The following is a 23,785-nucleotide window of genomic DNA, read 5'->3' as shown; positions in this document are numbered from 1 at the left end:
CCGCCGGGCGGGCCGGCGGCACGGGGTGTGTGGGGCGGTCAGCCCTGCTGCGGGTGGTGGGCGGGGATCGGGGGAAGCTCGCCCGTCGTCTCGTACGCCGTCAGCATCTCAATACGACGGGTGTGACGCTCCTCGCCGGAGTACGGCGTGGCGAGGAAGACCTCGACGAACTTCGTCGACTCCTCCACGGTGTGCATCCGGCCACCGATGGCCACCACGTTGGCGTTGTTGTGCTCGCGGCCGAGCGCGGCGGTCTGCTCGCTCCAGGCGAGTGCGGCGCGCACGCCCTTCACCTTGTTGGCAGCGATCTGCTCGCCGTTGCCGGAGCCGCCGATCACGATGCCGAGGCTGTCCGCGTCCGCGGCCGTCCTCTCGGCGGCGCGGAGGCAGAACGGCGGGTAGTCGTCCTGGGCGTCGTAGATGTGGGGGCCACAGTCGACGGCTTCGTGGCCATGGGCCGTGAGCCACTCGACGAGGTGGTTCTTGAGTTCGAAGCCGGCATGGTCTGAGCCGAGGTACACGCGCATGTTCCGAGTGTGGCATGCGCGGCGCGGGGTAGCCGTCATCGGGGTCGGGACCCTCCGGGCCGGCCGGAGCCGCGCAGCCCTCGTGCGGGGTGTGTGGGAAATGCCACTCAACGATCCGGCCGACGATCCGGAAGAGGGGGTTCCGCTTCCGGGGTTCCGCAGGCTTCAATGCTGAGACTCCGCCGCCACACCCCTGTGCAGCGGCACAGCCACGGAACTGAGTGATCCAGAACGTAAGGATTCGATCCATGACGCAGACGACTCTGGCAGGACCGGGCCACCAGCCCGGCAAGCCGGACCGGGCGGACAAGCCGGGCTCCGGCGACGGGCTCCAGGCCGGTCTCAAGAATCGTCACCTCTCGATGATCGCCATCGGCGGGGTGATCGGCGCCGGCCTCTTCGTGGGCTCCGGCGCCGGTATCGCCGCCGCGGGTCCCGCCATCCTGCTGTCGTACGCACTGGTCGGCCTCATGGTCGTCTTCGTGATGCGGATGCTCGGCGAGATGGCCGCGGCCCGTCCGAGCTCGGGCTCCTTCTCCGCATACGCCGACCAGGCCCTCGGCCGCTGGGCCGGCTTCTCGATCGGCTGGCTGTACTGGTTCTTCTGGGTCGTGGTGCTCGCCGTCGAAGCCACGGCGGGTGCCAAGATCCTGGAGGGCTGGGTGCCGGGCGTCCCGCAGTGGGCGTGGGCGCTGATCGTGATGGTCGTGCTCACCGCGACGAACCTGGTCTCGGTCGGTTCGTACGGAGAATTCGAGTTCTGGTTCGCCGGGATCAAGGTCGTGGCGATCGGCGCGTTCGTCGTCGTCGGGCTGCTCGCCGTCTTCGGGCTGCTGCCCGGCTCGGACAACCCCGGCGCGGGGCTCGCGCATCTCACGGACACCGGCGGGTTCTTCCCCAAGGGGCCGGGCGCCATCCTCACCGGTGTGCTGATGGTCGTCTTCTCGTTCATGGGCAGCGAGATCGTGACGCTGGCGGCCGGCGAGTCGGAGAACCCGCAGCGCGCCGTCCAGAAGGCCACCAACAGCGTGATCTGGCGGATCGCCGTCTTCTACCTGGGCTCGATCTTCATCGTGCTGACGCTGCTGCCGTGGAACGACGCGTCGATCCTCAAGGACGGCAGCTATGTCGCCGCACTGAACTCGATCGGCATCCCGCACGCAGGCCAGGTGATGGACGTCATCGTGCTGACGGCCGTGCTGTCCTGCCTCAACTCCGGCCTCTACACGGCCTCGCGGATGGCGTTCTCGCTCGGCGGCCGCGGTGACGCGCCGAAGGCGTTCGCCCGGACGAACAAACGGGGCGTGCCGCAGGCGGCCATCCTGTCCTCCGTCGTCTTCGGCTTCGTCGCCGTGTTCTTCAACTACCAGTGGCCGGACACCGTCTTCCAGTTCCTGCTGAACTCGTCCGGTGCGGTCGCCCTGTTCGTCTGGCTGGTCATCTGCTTCACCCAGCTGCGCATGCGGGGCATCATCCTGCGCGAGTCGCCGGAGAAGCTGGTCGTACGGATGTGGCTCTTCCCGTATCTGACCTGGGCGACCATCGCGATGATCTCCTTCGTGCTGGTCTACATGCTGACCGACGACAGCGGCCGTCAGCAGGTGCTGCTCTCGCTGCTCGTCGCGGCTCTCGTGGTGGCGATCTCGCTGGTACGTGAGGTCCGTCAGCGCAAGAGCGGAGCGGTCACGGCGGACGCGTCCGCCGACGCCTGACCGAGCCCGTCCATACCTGACGGCGGATGTCAGGTATACCGGGGAGGCTCTCTCCTGCCGCAGTTTTCACCTGGCGAACGGAGAGCCTCCCCATGATCGACCAGTTGCCTGCCCAGTTCACCTTCCGCCCCGGCGACCCCGGATACGCGGAGGAACTGGCCGGCTTCCAGACCGGTTTCACGCTCCGGCCCGGACTGATCGTCGGTGTCACCGATGCCGACGAGGTCCGGGCCGCCGTCGTGTTCGCCGCCGCTCGCGGACTGCCTGTCGCCGTCCAGGCCACCGGGCACGGTCTGGCCGGCGCCGCCGAGGACGGGGCACTGATCAGTACGCGCCGGATGGACGACGTACGCATCGACGCCGCCGCCGGGACCGCCCGGATCGGGGCGGGGGTGCGCTGGGGCCAGGTCGTCGAGGCCGCAGCCGCGCACGGCCTCGCCCCGCTGAACGGCTCCGCGCCGAGCGTCGGCGCCGTCTCGTACACGCTGGGCGGCGGGCTCGGGGTGCTGGGCCGTACGTTCGGCTACGCCGCCGACCGGGTGCGCTCGCTGGATGTGGTGACGGCCGACGCCCGGCTGCGTCATGTCACCCCCGAAAGGGAACCCGAGCTGTTCTGGGCGCTGCTGGGCGGCGGGCACCGGCTCGGGGTGGTGACCGCGCTGGAGATCGGGCTGGTTCCGGTGGCGCGGGTGTACGGCGGTTCGATCGCCTTCGACGGCGCGGACGGGGAAGCGGCGTCCGCGGTGCTGCGGACCTATCTGGAGTGGACGCGGACCGTGCCGGACGCGTTGACCTCGTCCGTGGCGGCACTCCCGTACCCGGACATCCCCCAGCTGCCGGAGGCGCTGCGCGGGAGGTATGTCATCTCGGTGCGGGTCGCGTACACCGGCAGTGCCGCCGAGGGCGAGCAGCTGGTCGCCCCGCTGCGGGCGATCGGGCCCTCGCTCGCGGATTCGCTGCGGGAGATGCCGTACACCGACAGCCACACCATTCACAGCGACCCGCCGTTCCCGCATGCCTATTACGGCGACAGCGCGATGCTGAGCGGGCTGGACGCGGAACGTGCGCTGCGGGCCCTGGAGCTGACCGGGCCCAAGGCGCCGATGATGACCGTGGTGCAGATCAACCATCTGGGCGGGGCACTGGCCGCGGAGCCCCCGGTGCCCACTGCCGTGCCGTACCGCGACGCCGCCTTCCTGCTGCGGCTGCTCTCGCCGCTCGACGGGACCGGTGTGGCGGCGGTACGGGCCCTGTACGCACAGGTGTCCTCCGTGCTGGAGCCGCTGGCCGTGGGGCGCTCGCTGAACTTCTCGTTCGGTGGCGGCGACCGCACCGGGGGGCTCCACGACGAGCGGACGCGGAAGAGGCTCGCCGGTCTGGTGTCGCAGTACGACCCGGCGAGCCTCTTCGGAGGGGTTTACGAGGGCGAGTAGCCCCCTGTGTCAGCCGCGGCGGCCGACGAGCTTCCAGGCGGTGGGCAGCGCGCCCATCGCCAGGACCGCCTTCAGCGCGTCACCGAGCAGGAACGGCACCAGACCCGCCGCGATCGCGGCGCTCGCCGACATCCCCGTGGAGAGCGCCAGGTACGGGACACCGATCGCGTAGATGATCGCGGAACCAAGCACCATCGTGCCCGCGGTGCGCAGCACCGACCGGTCGCCGCCGCGGCGGGCGAGGCCGCCGACCACGGTGGCGGCGAGCAGCATGCCGAGGACGTAACCGAACGAGGCACCGCCCGCGCCGGAGCTGCCGCCCGCGAACCACGGTATGCCCGCCATGCCGACGAGCGCGTACACAGCCAGGGAGAGGAAGCCGCGGCGGGCGCCGAGGGCCGTGCCGACGAGGAGCGCGGCGAAGGTCTGGCCGGTGACGGGGACCGGGGAGCCGGGGACCGGGACGGCGATCTGGGCGGCGATACCGGTGAGCGCGGCGCCGCCGACGACCAGGGCCGTGTCGACGGCGTAGCGGTGCCGGGCTGCGGGCAGCAGGTCGGCGAGGACCGCTCCGGTACGGACGGGGGCAGCGGCAGCAGTGCTCATCGGGACTCCGCGGTGGTGAGGGCAGGTGGGACAGGCTGAGGCTGACGTTAGCCCACGGGTTAACGCTCGATCACCATCAGCCACCCACAAAGCGGCGCTCGGCGACTTGGTGGGGTTCACACAAAGGCCGGTGGGCAATCACGCGACGGCGTGATGCTCGTCACTGAGGTGGGGGCGGGAGGGGGCTGTCCGCCGGGCGGGGTCGCGCAACGTGAGACTGTAGGTTCCCCATAAATGATCCGAGAGTGATCCGCACCCCATGCACGACACCCCTCCCCCCACGGAGCCCAGGCAGCCGGAACCGCTGGCGCACGGGCTGAAACAGCGCCATCTGACGATGCTCGGACTGGGTGGGGTGATCGGCGCCGGCCTCTTCGTGGGTTCGGGCGCCGGGATCGTCGTCGCGGGCCCGGCCATCGTCGTCTCGTATCTGATCGCCGGCACCCTCGCGATGCTGGTGATGCGGATGCTCGGCGAGATGTCGGCCGCGATGCCCGCCTCCGGTTCGTTCTCCGTCCATGCGGAGCGGGCGCTCGGCCGGTGGGCCGGGTTCAGTGTGGGCTGGCTCTACTGGTTCCTGCTGGTGGTGGTACTCGCCGTGGAGGCGACCGCTGCCGCGACGATCGCCCATGGCTGGGTGCCGGCCGTGGCCCAGTGGGCCTGGGTGCTGGTGTTCATGGTGGTGTTCACCGTCGCCAATCTGACCGCGGTGAAGAACTTCGGCGAGTTCGAGTTCTGGTTCGCCGCGCTCAAGGTCGTCGCGATCGTGCTCTTCCTCGTGCTCGGGCTGCTGGCCGTCTTCGGTCTGCTCCCGGAAACGGATCCGGTAGGACTGACCAACCTGACCGGCCAGGGCGGTTTCCTGCCGAGCGGCTGGGCCGGGGTCGTGTCCGGTGTCCTGACCGTCGTCTTCGCGTTCGGCGGACTGGAGGTCGTGACCATCGCGGCGGCCGAGACCGACGATCCGGCACGCGCGGTGGGACGCGCCGTGCGCAGCGCGGTCGTGCGCATCCTCTTCTTCTACGTCGGGTCGATGCTGGTGATCGTGACGGTGCTGCCGTGGACCGCGCAGCAGGCCGGGCTGAGCCCGTACGTCAAGGTCCTGGACGCGATCGGGGTGCCATCGGCCGGGCAGATCATGAACATCGTGGTGTTCGTGGCGCTGCTCTCCGCGCTGAACGCCAATCTCTACGGCTCGTCCCGGATGATCTTCTCGCTGGCCGAGCGCGGCGAGGGGCCGCGCGGACTGCTCAAGGTGTCGGGCGGCAGCGACGGCGAGGTCGAGGGCGGGGTGCCGCGGCGGGCGGTGCTCGCCTCGGTCGCCTTCGGCTTCGTCTCCGTACTGCTCAATCTGAAGTGGCCCGACTCGGTCTTCCTCTATCTGCTCAACTCGGTCGGCGCTGTGCTGCTGTTCGTATGGGGGCTGATCGCCGCGTCCCAGCTGCGGCTGCGCCGCCGTATCGAACGTGAGGCGCCCGAGGCCCTGACCCTGCGGATGTGGTTCTTCCCCTGGCTGACCTGGCTGACCCTGGTGGCGCTGGTGGCCGTGCTCGTGCTGATGCTGACCGATGACGTGGCGCGGCCGCAGGTGCTGTGGTCGGCGGGGGCGACCGGTCTGGTGCTGGTCGTGGCGCTGGCGCGGGAGGTGCGGGACCGGCGCCGGGGCTGACGGGGGCGGAGCCGTCGCGGGTGCGTACGCGCGTGTGCACCATGTGTGAGCCCGGTGCCCGTATAGCGGACAGCTGTTCCCTGTGGGCGGGGGGCGCGGGAAGACTGTGGCCTCGTCCACCGTCTCGCCTACCGAACAGAGCACGTCCATGTCTCGGACTTCCGCGTCTCCCCCCACCGCCGGCTCCGAAGTCTCCGCCGCCCCGGTCGACTCCGCCCTCACCCATGGACTCAAGCAGCGTCATCTGTCGATGATCGCCCTCGGCGGCGTCATCGGTGCTGGACTGTTCGTCGGTTCCGGCGCCGGTATCGCCTCCGCCGGACCCTCGATCGTCCTCGCCTACGCCATCTCCGGACTGCTGGTCATGTTCGTGATGCGCATGCTCGGCGAGATGTCCGCCGCCAATCCGGCGTCCGGCTCGTTCTCCGTCCATGCGGAGCGGGCGATCGGTCCGTGGGCCGGATTCACCGCAGGGTGGGCGTTCTGGGTGCTGCTCTGTGTCGCCGTCGGTCTCGAGGGGATCGGCGCCGCGAAGATCGTCACCGGCTGGCTGCCCGGCACCCCGGAGTGGGCCTGGGTCGCGCTGTTCATGGCGGTCTTCCTCGGCACGAACCTGGCCGCCGTGAAGAACTTCGGCGAGTTCGAGTTCTGGTTCGCCGCGCTCAAGGTCGCCGCGATCACGCTCTTCCTGGTGCTGGGTGTGCTGGCGATCCTCGGCGTGCTGCCCGGGACGGACGCCCCCGGCGGCGCCAATCTCACCGGTGACGGCGGGTTCCTGCCGAACGGCTCCAACGGCTTCATCATCGGGCTGCTGGCCTCGGTCTTCGCGTACGGCGGCCTGGAGACGGTCACCATCGCCGCGGCCGAGTCCGAGAACCCGGTTCGGGGTGTCGCGAAGGCGGTGCGGACGGCGATGTGGCGGATCGCGCTGTTCTACGTCGGTTCGATGGCGGTCATCGTCACGCTCGTGCCGTGGGACGACCCGCAGGTCGCCACGGTCGGCCCGTTCTACGCGACCCTCGACCACCTCGGCATCAGCGGCGCCGCGGAGATCATGAATGTGGTCATCCTGGTCGCGTTGCTCTCCGCGATGAACGCGAACATCTACGGCGCCTCGCGCATGGCCTGCTCACTGGTCGCCCGCGGCCAGGGCCCGCAGCGGCTCGGCAGGATCACGTCCGGGGTGCCTCGTAACGCGGTTCTCGTCTCGTCCGTCTTCGGTTTCCTCTGCGTGCTGCTCAGCTACTGGCGCCCGGACGACGTCTTCCCCTGGCTGCTCAACATGATCGGCGCGGTGATCCTGGTCGTCTGGATCTTCATCGCGGTCTCGCAGCTGATGCTGCGCACCCGGCTGGAGCGCGAGGCGCCCGAGAAGCTGGTGGTGCGGATGTGGCTGTTCCCGGTGGGGACGGTGCTGGCACTGCTGGCCATGGCCGGCATCTTCCTGCTGATGCTGCGCCAGCCCGACACGCGTGACCAGCTGCTGGCGACCGGTCTGCTGACCGCCGTACTCATCGTGGTCGGTGTCGTGCGGCAGCGGCGGGCCACGGCCGTCAAGGGCTGACGTCCGGTGCGCACGGCACATTGAGGGAGAGCAGCGCGCCACCCTCCTCCCCCAGCCGCACCTCGCTCACCGCCGCGTTCCGCAGCTGCGGAAAGACGCGGCGGTAGGCGCCGAGCGGGATCGACAGCAGTTCGCACAGCACCAGCCGCAGCAGCGTGTTGTGCGCGACGACGAGGACCCGCTGCCCCGGATGGCCGCCCGCGATCCGGCGCAGCGCCGTCGTCCCCCGGGCCGCCGCCACGCGCGGGTCCTCGGCCCCGGGGAAGGCGTTGATCACCGGGTCGGCCCGGAACGCCTCCGCCCGTTCCGGGTCCTCGGCCGCGAACTCGGCGAGGGTGCGCCCCTCCACCGTCCCGAAGTCGCACTCCCGCAGATCGGGTTCGCGTCCGGGTACGAGGCCGAGCGTCCAGCAGGCGGGTTCGGCGGTCTCGATGGCGCGGGTGAGGGTCGACGTCCAGATCGCGTCGATCCGGTGGCGGGACGCCCACTGCGCCAACTGTTCGGCCTGGTGGCGCCCCTCGTCGGTGAGGGCGACGTCACTGACCCCGGCGTAGCGGTTCTCGGCGTGCCACGCGGTCTGTCCGTGCCGGGCGAGGAACAAGGTGGTCGGGCTCTTGGTCATCGGCTCTCCGTTCGGGACCGGGCGTGGGTGGCGAGCGCTCCGGACAGCCGGCCCCGCCGTTCCGGTTCGTCCACCAGCTTGAGGTACGGCTCCGTGCGGCGGGCGGTGCGCGCCGGGTCGGGGCGCAGGACCTGCCGGATTCCGGCCATGTGGCCCGCGGTCTCCTGCAGGGTGGCGGTGACCCGTGTCCCGTGAGCGGCGAGGACCGCCCCGCCGAAGGCGGGTTCGCTGTACAGCGGGATGTGGACGGGCCGGCCCAGGATGTCGGCGCGCAACCGGTTCCGGTGACCGCTGCGGACCGCGCCGCGCCGTCCCCCTGTTCATACGCGCGGCCGCGCCGGAACGGGACGCGTTCCTGTGCCTGTGCCGGACGCAGACGTACGCGGTGCTTCCACCGGCGCCCTGCACCGACACCGGCGTCCCCGCACTCGCACACCCTCTTCCTCCTGCTAGCCTGCATTTGCATATAGGTTGCAATAACAACAGGAAAGCAGCTGGAGGGTTCGCCCCATGGCCACGTACACGCTCCCGGAACTCCCCTACGACTACGCGGCGCTCGAACCGGTCATCAACCCGCAGATCATCGAGCTCCACCACGACAAGCACCACGCCGCCTACGTCAAGGGCGCCAACGACACCCTGGAGCAACTGGAGGAGGCGCGCGACAAGGAGGCCTGGGGGGCGGTCAACGGCCTGCAGAAGAACCTCGCGTTCCACCTGTCCGGCCACATCCTGCACTCCATCTACTGGCACAACATGAGCGGCGACGGCGGCGGCGAGCCCCTCGCGGCGGACGGCGTCGGCGACCTCGCGGACGCGATCGCCGACTCCTTCGGCTCCTACGCCGGCTTCAAGTCCCAGCTGACGAAGGCCGCGGCCACCACGCAGGGATCCGGCTGGGGCGTTCTCGCGTACGAGCCGGTCAGCGGCAAGCTGATCGTCGAGCAGATCTACGACCACCAGGGCAACGTCGGCCAGGGCTCGGTCCCGATCCTTGTCTTCGACGCCTGGGAGCACGCCTTCTACCTGCAGTACAAGAACCAGAAGGTCGACTTCATCGAGGCGATGTGGCGCGTCGTCAACTGGCAGGACGTGGCGAAGCGGTACGCGGCCGCCAAGGAGCGCGCGGACGTACTGCTGCTCGCCCCCTGACCCGGGCACACAGGCGACCTGCCTCGTGATCGTCTTCTCAACCTTCACCGGGCAGGCGGATGAACGGGGAGCCCCCGCGAGGACGTGACTCGCGGGGGTTCTTCGCCAACCCTGCTTGCATGGTTGGCTATTTAGCTCATGTGCTAAACATGCGTCATGGGAAAGACCGATGCAGAGGCGAGCGCCTTCCGCGCCCTCGCCGACCCGACGAGGCGCCAGATCCTGGAGGACCTGCGGGGCGGTGAACTGGCGGCCGGGGAGATCGCGGGCCGGTTCGCGATCAGCGCGCCGTCCATCTCCCGCCACCTCGGCGTGCTGAAGGGCGCCGGGCTGGTCACCGAACGGCGCGACGGCAACCGCATCCTCTACTCCCTGGCCGAGGACCGGCTGGCGACCAGCATCGGACGGTTCCTCAGCGCCGTCTGCCCCGAGCAGATCGTCCTGCGCCACACCGCGTGGCGGTCCGCCACGGAAACAGAAGGCGGCCCGTCATGAAGCAGCCCCGGATCTCCAGCGTCATCGAACGCCGTCTGCTCGTGAACTACCGGGTCGACCCGGCCGCAGCGGCCCGCCAACTGCCGGGCCGTCTGCGCCCCCAGCTGGTACGCGGCCACGCCGTCGCCGGCATCTGCCTCCTCCGCCTCGGCTCCACCCGCCCCTCCTGGGCACCCCAGGCGGTGGGCCTGCGCAGCGAGAACGCCGCGCACCGCATCTCCGTCGAGTGGGACGGCCCCGACGGCATCGAGACCGGCGTCTACATCACGCGCCGTGACACCGCCTCACTGCTCAACTCCCTTGCGGGCGGCCGCATCTTCCCCGGCGAGCACGGCCGCGCCGACTTCGCGGTCCGCGAGACGCCGGACGAGGTGCGGGTGGCGCTCGCCTCCCGGGATGGCGAGGTGCGGGTGGATGTCACCGCCGAGGTCACCGACGAGCTGCGGGGCAGCGCGCTCTTCGCCGACCTCCAGGAAGCCTCGGACTTCTTCCGCGCAGGGACCAGGGGACTCTCCCCGGCGGACTCGGGCCGCCGCCTCGAGGCCATGGAACTGGACACGGATGCCTGGCGGGTGGAGGCAGGACGGGTCCGTGCGGCACAGTCGTCGTTCTTCGACGACCCGGGCCACTTCCCGCCCGGCACCGCGACGCTGGACAGCGTCCTGGTCATGCGGAACGTCACCGCCCGCTGGCGCCCGCTCCCGGCCCCGGCTGCCGCCCGTAGGTGATGAGCAGCACCATCGGCCCGCCGCGCCCCTCTCGACAGCGCGGGAGTTCCCAAAAGGAACTCAAATCGTGGGAGGTGAGTGCGATGATCGATGCCATGAGTTCCGTTCCCGCCGATCCCACCGTGCTGCACCCGATGCCCGGCCTGCCCCGGGTGGTGCAGCTGAAGCCCCTGGTGAAGTCCGAACTGATCGAGGTCGGCGACTACTCGTACTACGACGACCCCGACGACGCGACCGCCTTCGAGACCCGCAACGTGCTGTACCACTACGGCCCCGAGAAGCTCGTCATCGGGAAGTTCTGCGCACTGGGGACCGGAGTGCGGTTCCTCATGAACGGCGCCAACCACCGGATGGACGGCCCCTCCACCTTCCCGTTCCCCACCATGGGTGGCTCCTGGGCCGAACACTTCGATCTGCTGACCGGGCTGCCGAGCCGGGGTGACACGGTCGTCGGCAACGACGTCTGGTTCGGCTACAACTCCATGGTGATGCCGGGCGTACGGATCGGGCACGGCGCGATCATCGGCGCCGGCGCGGTCGTCACCGGTGACGTACCCGACTACGGCATCGTCGGCGGCAACCCGGCCAGGCTGGTCCGTACCCGGTACGACGAAGAAACCATTGCCCGGCTTCTCGCCGTCGCCTGGTGGGACTGGCCCACCGAGCACCTCACCCGACACATCCGCACCATCATGTCCGGCAGCGTCGACGACCTCGAAGCGGCTGCCCCGGAGGGGACATCGTGACGATCACCGTTCGAGAGCTCACCTACTACCCGGTCAAGGGCTGCGCCGGTACCACGGTCGATTCCGTGCAGGTCCTGGGTACCGGCCTCGAACACGACCGGACGTTCATGGTGGTGGACGCGGCGGACGGCGCCTTCCGCAGCCAGCGCACTCATTCCTCCATGGCCTCGATCGGGGTCGAAGTACGGGAAGACGGGGCGGTGTTGGCGCTGTCCGCCCAGGGCGTCGAACCGCTCCGTCTGAAGGTCGACCGAGACGGCCCGCGCCGCGAGGTCAGCATGTTCGACCGCCCGCTCGGCGCGGCCGCCGACCAGGGGGACGAGGTCGCGGAATGGTTCTCCGACGCACTCGGAGCCAAGTCCCGCCTGGTACGGGTGGCCCCCGACTTCGACCGGGACGGCTGGGGCGAGACCCCCGGCAAGGTCAACTTCGCCGACGCCCACGCGGTGCTGGTCGCCTCGACGGCCTCCCTGGACGGCCTCAACGCCCGTATCACCGCGCGGGGCGACGCCGCACCCGTCCCGATGGACCGCTTCCGCGCCAACATCGTCCTGGCCGGCGACGACGAACCGCACTTCGAGGACCGGGCACGCCGGATGATCCTCGGTTCCGTGGAGCTCGCCCATTCGGTACGGGCGATGCGGTGCAACGTCCCGCTCGTCGACCAGCGCACCGGCCGCCGCGCAGGCCCGGAACCGGTCCGGACCCTTGCGACGTACCGCCGCGAGCCGGAGTACAGGAACAAGGTGAGCTTCGGCGCGAAGAACGCGGTGGTCCGCGAGGGCCTGGTGACCGTCGGGGACACGGTCGAGGTCACGGAGTGGCTCAGCCGGTGAAGGCCCCGGCCTTCACCCCGTCGATGAACGCGGCCGCCCCGTGCGGACCTTGCCCACCGGCTCCGGCACCGGCGCCGTCACCGCGATCCCGTGTCGAGGGACTCGGCGATGTGGGACATGACGGCCCGGATGATCGCCTTCCGGCAGTGGCTCAAACCCTTCGTTCTTCACCGCGTGGCTCCGATGTTCCGCCCCGCAGCTCATGCCTGCCCCGGGCCGGGAGAACGTTCGCACCTCTCTCCCCCTCCCGCTGAGCCTCCACCAGCACGTCGCCCACGTCCGTACGGAAGTACAGGACCGACCGCCCGGCCCTTCGGCGGTCGGCCAGGCCGCTGTCCAGCAACACCTTGAGGTGGCGGCCCACCGACCCCAGTCCCTGGCCGGTCAGGGCCACCAGTTGGGTGGTGCTCTTCGGGCTGGAGAGGAGGGCAAGGACCGTCGCCCGTGCGGGGCCGAGCAGGCGGCCCAGGCTGTCGGGCACCCGCGCCCGCCCCGTCTCGGCCAGGGCGCCCGAACACGGGTAGACGACGGCGTACCGCTCGGCTTCGTCGTCCCAGGAGACCCAGCCGGAGCGTTGGGTGACCGGGACGAAGAACAGGCGCACGCCGGACAGTTGCTTCGGCGGGTAGTCGTGCGCGTTGATCTGGAGCCGGCTCCCGCCGAGCCACCGCATGCCCGGGCGCAGACCGCTCAGGGCGGCGGCCCAGCCGCCGTGGCTCAGCTGTCCGGTGCGCGCGACGATGTCCGCCTCGATGATCCGGCGGCGGCGCGGCCAGTCCGGCAGCACGGTCCGGTGCCAGACCCAGTGCAGGACGTCGGCGGCACGTTGCGCCAGGTCGTCGCGGTCCAGGAGGGCCGGCAGCGGAGCACCGTCGAGAGACACCACCAGATCCGCTCGGGCCCGCTCGGACGTGGTCGCCCGGACGGGGGCCAGCTCCTCCTCGAAGGACGGCGCGCCCTCGCCCGTCGGTGTGGGGGTGATGAAGTCCGCGTTCCAGCTCCCGCCGAGAGCCGCGGGTACGAGGCGGGCGGCGACCGCATCAGCGGCCTGCCGGGCCCGGTAGTCGGGCAGATGGGCGTCGAGCCAGGCCCGTTCGCCGGGGTGCTCGGCCCGTCCCCTTTCCAGTGCGTTCAGGGCGGAGACGGCCTCGGCGAGCGGCGAGACGACGAACCGGCTCCCCGCGAGCGTGTCCGTGTTGATCTGCCACAGGCCCATGACGTTTCGCCTCCTCGCGAAACATTAACGGTCGCCGTGGGCGGCCTCTGAGACTCCCCGCATGCGCACCTACCGGGAACTCTTCCGCACGCCGCAGTTCGGACCGCTCTTCGCGACCAGTGCCTTACAGGTCGCGGGGTCGACGATGAGCGGGCTGGCCCTCGGCACCCTCGTCTACGCCGCGACCGAATCGCCGCTGCTCGCCGCCCTGTCCATGTTCGGCTCCTCGCTCGCCCAGGTGATCGGAGCGACCGTGCTGATGTCGGCGGCCGACCGGCTGCCGCCACGGGCCGCGATGACCGGCATGGCGCTCACCTTCGGGCTGGCCACCGCCACCCTGGCCGTCCCCGGGCTTCCGTTGGCGGTCGTCTTCGCGATCGTCCTGACCCAGGGTGTGGTCGCCGCCGTGGGAGGCGGGGTGCGGTACGGGCTGCTCAATGAGGTGCTGTCCAAGGACGGCTATCTGCTGGGGCGTTCGGTACTCAACATGTGCGTCGGCCTGATGCAGATCGGCGGGTTCGCGCTCGGTGGTCTGCTGGTGACGACGCTGTCGGCGCGCGGCACGCTGCTGGTCGCGGCCGCCATGTATCTGACCGGTGCGGCCGTCGCCCGGTTCGGGCTGACCCGCCGTCCGCCGCGCGCCGCGGGGCGGCCGTCGGTCGCCGAGACATGGCGGACCAACGCCGTTCTGTGGTCGTCCGGGCCCCGCCGCCGGGTCTACCTCGCGCTCTGGGTGCCGAACGGGCTGGTCGTCGGCTGCGAGTCGCTGTTCGTCCCGTACGCCCCTGACCACGCGGGGCTGCTGTTCGCCTGTGCCGCGCTCGGGATGCTCATCGGGGACACCGTGGCGGGCCGGTTCCTCGCACAGCGCCGACGGGGGCGGCTGGCCATGCCGATGTTGCTGCTCCTGGCGGTCCCGTATCTGTTCTTCGCCGCGCGTCCGGCGCTGCCGCTCGCATTCGCGCTGGCCGCGCTCGCCTCGGTCGGGTTCTCGGCGAGTCTGCTGCTCCAGGAGCGGCTGATGGCCCTGACCCCGGACGAGATCACCGGTCAGGCCCTCGGACTGCACTCCTCCGGCATGCTCACCATGCAGGGCGTCGCGGCCGCACTCGCGGGTGCCGTCGCCCAGCGGACCTCACCGGGGACGGCGATGACCGTGATGGCGGGAGCCTCGCTCGCGGTCACCCTGGCCCTGGCCGCGGCCGGGCGCCGGACCGCCGAGCCCGTCGAAGGAGGCCCCGTCCCCCGGCAAGGAGTCAGTTCGACGTGAGGACGTACTCCAGCAGCGGCAGCTCGCGGCCGGGGATGGACCCAGACGGGGTCGCCCCGATCCGTACCGCGCCCATCGCGAGGTAGAACGGCTCCGCGTGAGGGTCGGCGTCGATGGTGAGGCATACGAAGCCGAGGCGGCGGGCCGCCGTCATGGTGTGCTCGAACAGGAGCCGGCCGATGCCGCGGCCCAGCGCGTCCGGGGCGACGAACATCATGCCGAGGGCACCGTCGGGCGGGGTGCCGTCCAGAGTGGTGAAGCCCAGGACGCGGCCGTCCTCCTCGGCGACGGCGGTGCGGCGGCGGTCGATGTCGGCCGGGTGCATGGTGAGTTCGTCGCGGCAGGCGGCGAGGAACGCCTCGTCGTAACCCCAGTGGCCCTTCGATGCCAGGGCCAGCTCGGTCAGCGCCTCGGCCTCGGACCTGCGTGCCGGTCGTACGTCCATGTCCGCCCGCTCCCCTTCCCTCTTCCCGCCGCCCTCGGCAGCTCGCCGCACCCGAGACTGTCAGACGCCTCGGGCATGCTGCACCGCATGGACACCACGGACTTCTGGAATCTGATCGACGACGCCCGCGCCCGGGTCGGCGACCCGGAGGATGCGGAGGCCGTCGTCGAGCGGGCCTCCGCGCTGCTGGCCACCCGGCCACCGGGCGAGATCCTCGCCGCGCAGCAAGTGCTCTGGGATCTGATGGCCGCCTCCTACCGGGCTCCGCTCTGGGCTGCGGCGTACACGATCAACGGAGGCTGTTCCGACGACGGGTTCGACTACTTCCGGGGCTGGCTGATCGCGCAGGGGCGGGAGGTGTTCGAGCGGGTCGTTGCCGATCCGGACACACTCGCCGAGCTTCCGCCGGTCCGCGAGGCTGCGGCTGCGGGCATCGACCTCGAGTGCGAGGAGATGCTCGGGGTCGCCTGGGATGCGTACCCGGTGACGACCGGTCAGGGCATGCCCGAGCACTCGTTCACCATCGACTACCCCGCCCTGGAACCGGAGTGGGACTTCAGCTTCGACGACGCGGAGCGGGTGGCGCTGCGGCTGCCGAAGCTGGACGCGCTGTACGCGTGAAGCGGTGCGGGGTCCGGACGGCGGTCGGAGCCCGCACCGCACCGGGTGAATCAGTCGAAAATCGGGCCCTGGGTCCGGGTCCGCTTGATCTCGTAGAAGCCGGGGATCGACGCCACCAGCAGCGTGCCGTCCCACAGCTTCGCCGCGTCCTCACCCTTCGGGGCGGGAGTGACGACCGGGCCGAAGAAGGCGATCTGCTCGCCGTGGGGGCCGGGCACGGCGATGACCGGCGTGCCGACGTCCTGGCCGACCTTGTCGATGCCCTCCTTGTGGGAGGCGCGCAGCTCGGCGTCGTACGCGTCCGAGTCGGCGTAGTCCGCGAGCTCGACCGGCAGGCCGACGTCCTTGAGCGCTCCCACGATCGCCTCGCGGGTGGGACCCTCGCCCTCGTTGTGGAAGCGGGTGCCGAGCGCGGTGTACAGCGGGCCGACGATGTCGTCGCCGTGCTTCTGCTGGGCGGCGATGACGACGCGGACCGGGCCCCACGCCTTCGTCTCCAGCATGTCGCGGTACTCCTCCGGCAGCTCGTCGAGCCTGTCCTCGTTGAGGACGGCAAGGCTCATCACGTGCCAGCGGACCTCGACATCGCGGACCTTCTCCACCTCCAGCATCCAGCGGGAGGTCATCCAGGCCCAGGGGCAGAGCGGGTCGAACCAGAAATCGGCGGGGGTCCTGCCGTGCACCGCGCTGTTCTCAGACATGTCTCTCCTCACGAGGCAATCGCATCTGTGCGCGAGAACACCGCAGAACGTCCCCGTCATTCCCGGCGACCGGGGCCGGAACGCGCGTGGGAGGATCAAAGCATTCGAACGTGACACAAAGGAGTGCACCTGTGCCCGGTCAGAACCTGTCCCGCGACGAGGCCCACGAGCGGGCCGAACTGCTGACCGTCGACGGATACGACGTCGTGCTCGACGTGCGTTCCGCGATCGACGAGGCCGGCGGCGACGCCGTGGACGGCGGCGGGGAGCAGCCGGCCGATCCGCGGACCTTCCGCTCGGTGACCACGATCCGGTTCCGCTCCGCGCGGGAGGGGGCGTCGACCTTCGCCGACCTGCTGGCGCCGAGCGTGACGTCGGTGACCCTGAACGGGCAGGCACTCGACCCCGCGGTCGTCTTCGACGGGACGCGGGTGGCGCTGAATGACCTGCCGGAGGGCGAGAACGTCCTGGTGGTCGACGCGCAGTGCGCGTACAGCCGGACCGGCGAAGGCATGCACCGGTTCGTCGACCCGGAGGACGGCGAGGTCTACCTCTACACGCAGTACGAGCCCGCCGACGCGCGACGCGTCTTCGCGAACTTCGAGCAGCCCGACCTGAAGGCCCCCTTCCGCTTCGAGGTGACGGCGCCCGAGGCCTGGACGGTCTGGAGCAACGGGGCGGAGGAGTCCCGGGACGGCGGGGTCTGGCGGTTCGCCGAGACGAAGCCGATCTCCACGTACATCACGGCGGTCGTCGCCGGCCCGTACCACCACGTGACGGACTCCTACAGCCGTACGTTCGACGACGGCACGACGCTGGACATCCCGCTCGGCGCCCTCTGCCGCAAGGGGCTCGCCCGGCACTTCGACGCGGACGACATCTTCCTCGTCACCAAGCAGGGTCTGGACTTCTTCCACGACAACTTCGACTACCCGTACCCGTTCGGCAAGTACGACCAGGCGTTCGTGCCCGAGTACAACCTCGGCGCGATGGAGAACCCGGGCTGTGTCACGTTCCGCGAGGAGTACATCTTCCGCGGCAAGGTGACACAGGCCTCGTACGAGAGCCGCGCCAACGTCATCCTGCACGAGATGGCGCACATGTGGTTCGGCGACCTCGTCACCATGCAGTGGTGGGACGACCTGTGGCTGAAGGAGTCGTTCGCCGACTTCATGGGCGCGTTCTCCATGGTGGAGTCGACCCGCTTCGAGAACGGCTGGATCACCTTCGCCAACAACCGCAAGTCCTGGGCGTACCGGGCCGACCAGCTGCCGTCCACGCACCCGATCACGGCCGACATCCGTGACCTGGAGGACGCCAAGCTGAACTTCGACGGCATCACCTATGCCAAGGGCGCCTCCGTACTGAAGCAGCTGGTGGCGTACGCGGGGCGGGACGCGTTCCTGGAGGGCGCCCGGCGCTACTTCAAGAAGCACGCGTACGGGAACACACAGCTGGGCGACCTGCTGTCGGTGCTGGCCGAGACGTCCGGGCGGGACATGGTCACCTGGTCGCGGTCGTGGCTGCAGACGGCGGGCGTGAACTCGCTGACGCCGGTGGTGACGTACGACGCGGCGGACCGGGTGACGGAGCTGGCGGTGCTCCAGGAGGCGGTCGAGTCGCACCCGGAGCTGCGGCCGCACCGGGTCGCGGTCGGCCTGTACCGGCGCAGGACCGACGGCGCCCTGGTGCGGTACGCGCGCGCCGAGGTGGACGTGGCGGGGGCGCGCACGGTGGTCGAGGCGCTGGCCGGGGCCGAGCGGCCCGAGCTGATCCTGGTCAACGACGACGACCTCACGTACTGCAAGGTCCGCTTCGACGAGGCCTCCCTCGACACGCTGCGCGCACATCTCGGTGACATCACCGACCCGCTGGCGCGGGCGCTGTGCTGGTCCGCGCTGTGGAACCTGACGCGGGACGGGCTGATGCCGGCCCGCGACTTCATCTCGCTCGTGCTGGACTTCTCCGGCCGGGAGTCCGACATCGGCGTCCTGCAGATGCTGCACGCCTGGACCCGGACCGCGCTCGTCCACTATGCCGCCCCCGGGTGGCGCGAGGAGGGCGGCCGGGCGCTGGCCGCAGGCGCGCTGCGCGAGCTGCGGATCGCCGAGCCGGGGAGCGAGCACCAGCTGGCGTGGGCGCGGTTCTTCGCGACGGTCGCGGACTCGGACGCGGACTTCCAGCTGCTGTCCTCGCTGCTGGGGGCGTCCGCGCGGATCGACGGTCTCGAGGTCGACCAGGAGCTGCGGTGGGCGTTCCTGTCCCCGCTGGCCGCACACGGGGTCGCCGACGAGTCGGTGATCAATGCCGAACTGGCCCGGGACGACACGGCGTCCGGCAAGCGGCACCAGGTCCGGTGCCTGGCCTCCCGGCCCTCGGCGGCGGTCAAGGCGCAGGCGTGGGCGGCGGTGGTGGAGTCGGACGCGCTGTCCAACGCACTGGTGGAGGCGACGATCGCGGGGTTCGAGCAGCCGTCGCAGCGGGAGTTGCTGGCGCCGTACACGGCGCGGTACTTCGAGGCGATCGAGCGGGTGTGGTCCGAGCGGTCGATCCAGATCGGGATGGCTGTGGTGAAGGGGCTGTTCCCGGCACTGCAGGACGACGAGCCGACACTGGCGGCCACGGATGCGTGGCTGGAGGCGCACGCGGACGCGGCGCCCGCGCTGCGGCGGCTGGTGCTGGAGGCCCGGGACGATCTGGCTCGGGCGTTGCGGGCGCAGGCGTGTGACGCGGGGGCCGGCGGCCGGTTCTGAGCGCGCCCCGCGCCGGACGGGGGGCGGGGACATCGGGGGCGGGATCGTGCCTTTTCGGTTGTCGAACTCCCGTACTTTAGGACTGACTTGTCCTGAATCGTCGACGGGCGTGTAACAGGGGTTAGCCGCACGACCGCGTGCGGCATACCCCGGAACATGACCCAGAACGCCCCGCTCTCCTCGCACCCCATCCGTCTCCCCGCCCACGTAGAGCAACGCGTGCTCTCCATCGAGGAGTTGAAGGCTCACGGGGTATCCCCCGCCCGCGCCGCCGCGCAGTGCCGGGACGGTGGCCCGTGGCAGCAGCCGCTGCCCGGTGTCTATGTGCTGCACCCGGGGCCGCCCAACGGCGAGGAGCGACTGCGGTCCGCCCTGCTGTACGCCGGACGGCGGCGCGGCGCGACGGAGACCGGGCACGATGAAGGCATGGTCACCGGGCTCGCCGCGCTCACCCTGCACGGCTTCTCCGCCGCGCCGCCGCTGGGCTCGCTCGACCGGATCGACGTTCTGGTGCCCCGTACCCGTCGACTGCGGTCCGCCCGGTACGCGCATGTGGTGCGGACGGCCGAACCACCCAGCCCGGTCCGGCTCGCCGGGCTGCCGGTGGCCCCCGTGGCACGGGCGCTCGCGGACGCGGTCGCCGGGATCGGGGACACCTCCACCGCACGCAGCCTGCTCACCGAGGCGGTCCGCGCCGGGCATTGCGAGCCGGCTGCGGTGGTACGGGAGTTGAGCCGCGCCAAGCTCCTGGGCCGGGCCTACGTCCTGCACGCCGTGGACTCGTTGCTCGCCGAGGGGCGGACGCCGGCGGAGTGCCGGTTGTACGAGATGGTGCGGACGTACGACCTGCCGGAGCCGTTGTGGAACGTGGACCTCAGACTGCCGGGCGGGCCGCATCTGGGCGCGGTGGACGCCTACTGGCCGAACGAGGCGGTCGCCGTCGAGCTCGACACCGGGGCGCCCCGGCACAGCGCGCTCGACGACGACCGGCGCCAGGCCGAGCACGACGCGGAGTGGTCCGCGTACACCGCCAAGCGGGAGCAGCTGGAGCGGCTCGGAGTCACCGTCGTCCACCTCACACCGAAGAGGCTCCATGAAGCACCGGAGCAGCTGGCGATCGTGGTGCGTACCGCGCTGATGGCGGCCGTCGGCCGTGACCACGCAGCGCATGTGGTCATCCTGCCCCGGTGATACGGGAGTTATCGCCGGGTTCGTCCCTCATGACGCATCAGCCCCATTGGCGGATGTACGCCACGGCGGCAACTCGCCCACGCCAACCCTCCACAAACCCCTGCCATTTGCGAAAGGCTGAGCGGTCATCCGGTACCGAATTCCGGATTTTCTCTTTCACATACAGGGATGCTGATGACCTCCGAATCCCCCAGTTCCATATCCGGGGCGAGACGCGTGGCCCGAGTCGCGGCCGCTGCCGGTCTGGTGGCCGCACTGGCCGCCTCCGGTGCCGCACCGGTCTTCGCCGCCGACGACCCGGCCACCGCCCCCGTGAAGACAGCCGCCGACAGCGACAAGCTCGGTGCGGCCGATGCCGATCTTCTGACCAAGGCGCAGGCCAAGGGCGAGAAGAACATCACCATGATGGTCGCCACCGCCCCCGGTGCGACCGAGCAGGTCACCGAGAAGTTGGACGCCGTCAAGGGGTCCGTGGTGGAGCGTACGTACGACAAGCTCGGCTACGTCCGCGCGACCGTGCCGACTGCCACCGCCGAGGCGACCATCAAGGCTGCCTCGAAGCTGACATCCGTCCAGGGCATCGATCTCAAGCAGGAGATCATGCTCGACGACCCGACGCCCTCGGGCGACCGGGCCGCCGGGGCGAGGACGGCGTCCACGGGCACCTACCCGGCGCCCAGCAGCAAAACGCCGGCGAAGAACCCGTACAACCCGTCCTTCGAGACGGGTGCGGTCGACTTCGTGAAGGACCACCCGAAGGCCGACGGCCGCGGCGTGACCATCGGCATCCTGGACTCGGGTGTCGACCTCGGTCACCCGGCGCTCCAGAAGACCACCACCGGCGAGCGCAAGATCGTCGACTGGGTGACGGCCACCGACCCGGTCAGGGACGGCGACGGTACCTGGCTGCGGATGACGGACGCCGTGTCCGGCCCGACGTTCACCTACGGGGGCCGTACCTACTCGGCGCCCGAGGGCTCGTACAGGATCAAGGTGTTCGCCGAGTCCGCCACCCGCGGCGGCGACATGGCGGGTGACCTCAACCGTGACGGTGACACCACCGACACCTGGGCCGTGCTCTACGACCCGGTCGCCGGCACCGTCCGCGTCGACCTGAACAACGACGCTGACTTCTCCAACGACGCCGTCATGAAGCCGTACAAGGAGAAGCACCAGGTCTCCTACTTCGGCACGGACGACCCGCGGACCGAGGTCGTCGAGCGCATCCCGTTCGTCGTCGAGACCCGCAAGAACGTGGTCTACAACGCGGCCGGCAACACGTCCGACTACGTCAACATCGGTGTCATCGAGAGCGAGCACGGCACCCACGTCGCCGGCATCACCGCCGCCAACGGGCTGTTCGGCGGCAAGATGAACGGCGCCGCGCCCGGCGCGAAGATCGTCTCCTCGCGCGCCTGCACGTGGTCCGGCGGCTGCACCAACATCGCGCTCATGGAGGGCATGACCGACCTCGTCGTGAACCGCGGTGTCGATGTCGTCAACATGTCGATCGGTGGCCTGCCGCCGCTCAACGACGGCAGCAACGCCCGCGCGGTGCTGTACAAGCGGCTCATCGACACGTACGGCGTCCAGCTGGTCATCTCGGCCGGCAACGACGGCCCGGGTGTGAACACCATCGGTGACCCCGGCCTCGCCGACCACGTCATCTCCGTCGGCGCGTCCGTCTCCAAGGAGACCTGGGCCGCCAACTACGGCTCGAACGTCACCAAGAAGTACGACATGATGCCGTTCTCCTCGCGCGGTCCGCGTGAGGACGGCGGCTTCACGCCGACCCTGAGTGCGCCCGGCGCCTCCATCAACTCCACCCAGACCTGGCTGCCCGGTGGCCCGGTCAAGGAGGCGGGCTACTCGCTCCCGGCCGGATACTCCATGCTGCAGGGCACCTCGATGGCCTCGCCGCAGGCCGCCGGTGCGACCGCGCTGCTGCTGTCCGCCGCGAAGCAGAAGCACATCGAGCTGCCCCCGGCCGACCTGCGCACCGCGCTGACCACCAGCGCCACGCACATCGAGGGTGTGCCCGCGCACGCCCAGGGTGCCGGTCTGATCAACATCGTCGACGCCTGGAAGCTGATCGCGAAGCAGGGCGCCCCGGCGCACGAGTACTCCGTGAAGGCCCCGGTCGACACGGCGATCGACTTCGCGCTGCAGACCCCCGGCTTCGGTACCGGCCTGTACGACCGCGAGGGTGGCCTGAAGGCCGGCCAGACGAAGTCGTACGACGTCACGGTCACCCGCACCACGGGCCCGGACAAGGCCGTCGCGCACAAGCTGTCCTGGAAGAACAACGACGGCACCTTCACCCTGACCGGCAGCAGCAACGTCTCCCTGCCGCTGGGCAAGCCGGTGACCGTCAAGGTCCAGGCGAAGCCGGGCACCGCGGGCGTGCACAGCGCGATCCTGCAGGTCGATGACGCGAAGACCTCCGGTGTGGACCAGCAGATCCTCGCCACCGTCGTCGTCGCCAAGGACCTGGTGAAGCCCGCCTATGCCTTCACGACATCCGGCTCGGTGCAGCGCAACGGCACCACGTCGTACTTCGTGAACGTGCCGGAGGGCGCCAAGACCCTTGAGGTCGCGATGAGCGCCCTGCGCTCGGGCAGCCAGACCCGGTTCATCTCCATCCACCCGTACGGGGTGCAGATGGAGAACAGCGGAACGCCGTTCTGCTACCCGAACTACGACAACCCGAACAACACCTGCCGCCCCGACGTGCGCTCGTACGCCGACCCGCAGCCCGGTGTCTGGGAGATCGAGGTCGAGTCACGGCGTACGTCGCCGCTGCTGGACAACCCGTTCAAGCTCGACGTCTCCCTGCTCGGCGCCTCCTTCGACCCGGCCGTCCAGACGCTGCCGGAGGCGAAGATCGGCACGCCGACCGCGGTGAACTGGACCGTCACCAACGGTGCGGGCGACCTGGAGGGCAAGCTCAAGGGCGGCTCGCTGGGCTCGGCCAAGGTCGCAACCCCGTCGATCAAGACGCATGACCAGCAGGTCACCACGGTCACCATCGGTGCGGGCGTCGAGAAGCTGGACGTCGCCATCGGCGGCACCTCGGACGCCAACGCCGACCTGGACCTGTACGTCCTCGACGCGGCCGGCAACGAGGTCGGCGCCTCCACGAGCGCGGGCTCGGAAGAGGCGGTGAGCCTGGCGAAGCCCGCCGCGGGTACGTACACGGTCGTCGTCGACGGCTACTCGGTCCCGGCCGGGACCACCACGTACAACTACCGCGACGTGTACTACACGCCGTCGCTCGGCACGCTCAAGGTCGACGAGTCGAAGGCCGTGAACCTGGCCAACGGCGCCTCGGCACAGATCGGCGCCGAGGTCGTGGTCGCCGGTGCGGCTCCCGAGGGACGTCAGTTCTTCGGCGAGGTCCAGCTGGTGAACAGCCGCGGCACCGCTGCGGGCACCGGTAGCGTCGTGATCGAGAAGGTCACGCCGTAACGGTTGCTGTGCGGTGATACCGAGAGAGGG

At 70.4% G+C, this 23,785-nt stretch carries 21 protein-coding genes; 14 read left to right on the top strand and 7 right to left on the bottom strand.

Features of this window, described 5'->3' with window-relative positions; genetic code table 11:
• Positions 1 to 38: 38 nt before the first annotated feature.
• Positions 39 to 527, bottom strand: a complete 489-nt coding sequence (locus ACFU6I_RS28855) for a ribose-5-phosphate isomerase (protein ID WP_384371961.1) — start codon at positions 525 to 527, stop codon at positions 39 to 41.
• A gap of 248 nt (positions 528 to 775) precedes the next feature.
• Here ACFU6I_RS28855 and ACFU6I_RS28850 point away from each other — a divergent pair, with 248 nt between their 5' ends.
• Both ACFU6I_RS28850 and ACFU6I_RS28845 read left to right on the top strand, forming a co-directional pair.
• The gene (locus ACFU6I_RS28850) at positions 776 to 2,239 is read left to right on the top strand and encodes an amino acid permease (RefSeq protein ID WP_384371959.1); all 1,464 of its coding nucleotides are present in this window, start codon (positions 776 to 778) and stop codon (positions 2,237 to 2,239) included.
• Positions 2,240 to 2,331: 92 nt separating this feature from the next.
• Positions 2,332 to 3,672, top strand: coding sequence for an FAD-binding oxidoreductase (locus tag ACFU6I_RS28845; RefSeq protein WP_384371957.1), 1,341 nt, complete (start codon positions 2,332 to 2,334; stop codon positions 3,670 to 3,672).
• A 9-nt stretch (positions 3,673 to 3,681) separates the two neighbouring features.
• Here the strand turns inward: ACFU6I_RS28845 and ACFU6I_RS28840 are convergent, their stop codons facing one another.
• Positions 3,682 to 4,278: a biotin transporter BioY gene (locus tag ACFU6I_RS28840; protein WP_384371955.1), complete on the bottom strand. Its 597-nt coding sequence runs from the start codon at positions 4,276 to 4,278 to the stop codon at positions 3,682 to 3,684.
• 259 nt (positions 4,279 to 4,537) lie between these two features.
• Between ACFU6I_RS28840 and ACFU6I_RS28835 the strand changes: the two genes are divergently transcribed.
• Both ACFU6I_RS28835 and ACFU6I_RS28830 read left to right on the top strand, forming a co-directional pair.
• A complete protein-coding gene (locus tag ACFU6I_RS28835; protein ID WP_384371953.1) occupies positions 4,538 to 5,947 on the top strand; it encodes an amino acid permease in 1,410 nt (469 codons plus the stop codon).
• Positions 5,948 to 6,095: 148 nt separating this feature from the next.
• Positions 6,096 to 7,511 (top strand): amino acid permease, encoded by a 1,416-nt coding sequence (locus tag ACFU6I_RS28830; RefSeq protein ID WP_384371951.1) that lies wholly within the window; start codon positions 6,096 to 6,098, stop codon positions 7,509 to 7,511.
• Here ACFU6I_RS28830 and ACFU6I_RS28825 read toward each other — a convergent pair.
• Together ACFU6I_RS28825 and ACFU6I_RS28820 are read right to left on the bottom strand one after the other, a co-directional pair.
• Positions 7,501 to 8,133: a histidine phosphatase family protein gene (locus ACFU6I_RS28825; RefSeq protein ID WP_384371949.1), complete on the bottom strand. Its 633-nt coding sequence runs from the start codon at positions 8,131 to 8,133 to the stop codon at positions 7,501 to 7,503. The genes ACFU6I_RS28830 and ACFU6I_RS28825 overlap by 11 nt on opposite strands.
• Entirely contained in the window at positions 8,130 to 8,408 is a 279-nt protein-coding gene (locus ACFU6I_RS28820; RefSeq protein ID WP_384371947.1) for a hypothetical protein, read from the bottom strand. Before ACFU6I_RS28820 ends, ACFU6I_RS28825 begins: the two co-directional genes overlap by 4 nt.
• Before the next feature lie 235 nt (positions 8,409 to 8,643).
• Here ACFU6I_RS28820 and ACFU6I_RS28815 point away from each other — a divergent pair, with 235 nt between their 5' ends.
• The 5 genes from ACFU6I_RS28815 (at position 8,644) to ACFU6I_RS28795 (ending at position 12,090) form a co-directional block, all read left to right on the top strand.
• Positions 8,644 to 9,285, top strand: coding sequence for a superoxide dismutase (locus tag ACFU6I_RS28815; RefSeq protein WP_384371945.1), 642 nt, complete (start codon positions 8,644 to 8,646; stop codon positions 9,283 to 9,285).
• A 156-nt stretch (positions 9,286 to 9,441) separates the two neighbouring features.
• Complete coding sequence (locus ACFU6I_RS28810) at positions 9,442 to 9,780, top strand: metalloregulator ArsR/SmtB family transcription factor (RefSeq protein ID WP_384371943.1); 339 nt, start codon at positions 9,442 to 9,444, stop codon at positions 9,778 to 9,780.
• The gene (locus ACFU6I_RS28805) at positions 9,777 to 10,508 is read left to right on the top strand and encodes a DUF2071 domain-containing protein (RefSeq protein WP_384371941.1); all 732 of its coding nucleotides are present in this window, start codon (positions 9,777 to 9,779) and stop codon (positions 10,506 to 10,508) included. The genes ACFU6I_RS28810 and ACFU6I_RS28805 overlap by 4 nt, the downstream gene beginning before the upstream one ends.
• A 95-nt stretch (positions 10,509 to 10,603) precedes the next feature.
• Positions 10,604 to 11,254 carry a CatB-related O-acetyltransferase gene (locus ACFU6I_RS28800; protein WP_384371939.1) on the top strand — a complete coding sequence of 217 codons (651 nt, stop codon included), beginning with the start codon at positions 10,604 to 10,606 and terminating at the stop codon, positions 11,252 to 11,254.
• Positions 11,251 to 12,090, top strand: coding sequence for an MOSC domain-containing protein (locus ACFU6I_RS28795; protein ID WP_384371937.1), 840 nt, complete (start codon positions 11,251 to 11,253; stop codon positions 12,088 to 12,090). The genes ACFU6I_RS28800 and ACFU6I_RS28795 overlap by 4 nt, the downstream gene beginning before the upstream one ends.
• A 151-nt stretch (positions 12,091 to 12,241) precedes the next feature.
• Here the strand turns inward: ACFU6I_RS28795 and ACFU6I_RS28790 are convergent, their stop codons facing one another.
• A complete protein-coding gene (locus ACFU6I_RS28790) occupies positions 12,242 to 13,306 on the bottom strand; it encodes an ArsR/SmtB family transcription factor (RefSeq protein WP_384371935.1) in 1,065 nt (354 codons plus the stop codon).
• 61 nt (positions 13,307 to 13,367) lie between these two features.
• Here ACFU6I_RS28790 and ACFU6I_RS28785 point away from each other — a divergent pair, with 61 nt between their 5' ends.
• Entirely contained in the window at positions 13,368 to 14,576 is a 1,209-nt protein-coding gene (locus tag ACFU6I_RS28785; protein WP_384371933.1) for an MFS transporter, read from the top strand.
• Here the strand turns inward: ACFU6I_RS28785 and ACFU6I_RS28780 are convergent.
• Positions 14,563 to 15,021 carry a GNAT family N-acetyltransferase gene (locus tag ACFU6I_RS28780; RefSeq protein ID WP_384371931.1) on the bottom strand — a complete coding sequence of 153 codons (459 nt, stop codon included), beginning with the start codon at positions 15,019 to 15,021 and terminating at the stop codon, positions 14,563 to 14,565. The two genes, ACFU6I_RS28785 and ACFU6I_RS28780, sit on opposite strands and share 14 nt — an antisense overlap.
• A gap of 87 nt (positions 15,022 to 15,108) precedes the next feature.
• On the opposite strand from ACFU6I_RS28780, the gene ACFU6I_RS28775 reads away from it, so the two are divergent.
• Positions 15,109 to 15,642 (top strand): DUF4240 domain-containing protein, encoded by a 534-nt coding sequence (locus ACFU6I_RS28775; protein ID WP_384371929.1) that lies wholly within the window; start codon positions 15,109 to 15,111, stop codon positions 15,640 to 15,642.
• Between the two features lie 50 nt (positions 15,643 to 15,692).
• Here ACFU6I_RS28775 and ACFU6I_RS28770 read toward each other — a convergent pair whose 3' ends face one another.
• Positions 15,693 to 16,343, bottom strand: a complete 651-nt coding sequence (locus tag ACFU6I_RS28770) for a DsbA family protein (protein ID WP_384371927.1) — start codon at positions 16,341 to 16,343, stop codon at positions 15,693 to 15,695.
• A 131-nt stretch (positions 16,344 to 16,474) separates the two neighbouring features.
• Here ACFU6I_RS28770 and pepN point away from each other — a divergent pair, with 131 nt between their 5' ends.
• The 3 genes from pepN to ACFU6I_RS28755 all read left to right on the top strand — a co-directional run bounded on the left by pepN (position 16,475) and on the right by ACFU6I_RS28755 (position 23,755).
• Positions 16,475 to 19,096, top strand: coding sequence for an aminopeptidase N (pepN, locus tag ACFU6I_RS28765; RefSeq protein WP_384371924.1), 2,622 nt, complete (start codon positions 16,475 to 16,477; stop codon positions 19,094 to 19,096).
• 156 nt (positions 19,097 to 19,252) lie between these two features.
• Positions 19,253 to 20,287: a hypothetical protein gene (locus ACFU6I_RS28760; RefSeq protein ID WP_384371922.1), complete on the top strand. Its 1,035-nt coding sequence runs from the start codon at positions 19,253 to 19,255 to the stop codon at positions 20,285 to 20,287.
• Between the two features lie 168 nt (positions 20,288 to 20,455).
• Positions 20,456 to 23,755: a S8 family serine peptidase gene (locus tag ACFU6I_RS28755; protein WP_384371920.1), complete on the top strand. Its 3,300-nt coding sequence runs from the start codon at positions 20,456 to 20,458 to the stop codon at positions 23,753 to 23,755.
• Positions 23,756 to 23,785: the final 30 nt, after the last annotated feature.

Source organism: Streptomyces sp. NPDC057486, assembly GCF_042802415.1.
In the GTDB taxonomy this organism is placed as follows: Bacteria; Actinomycetota; Actinomycetes; order Streptomycetales; family Streptomycetaceae; genus Streptomyces; species Streptomyces yanii.
The sequence above is the reverse complement of the archived record's forward strand: the minus strand, read 5'-3'. Positions and strand labels throughout refer to the sequence as shown.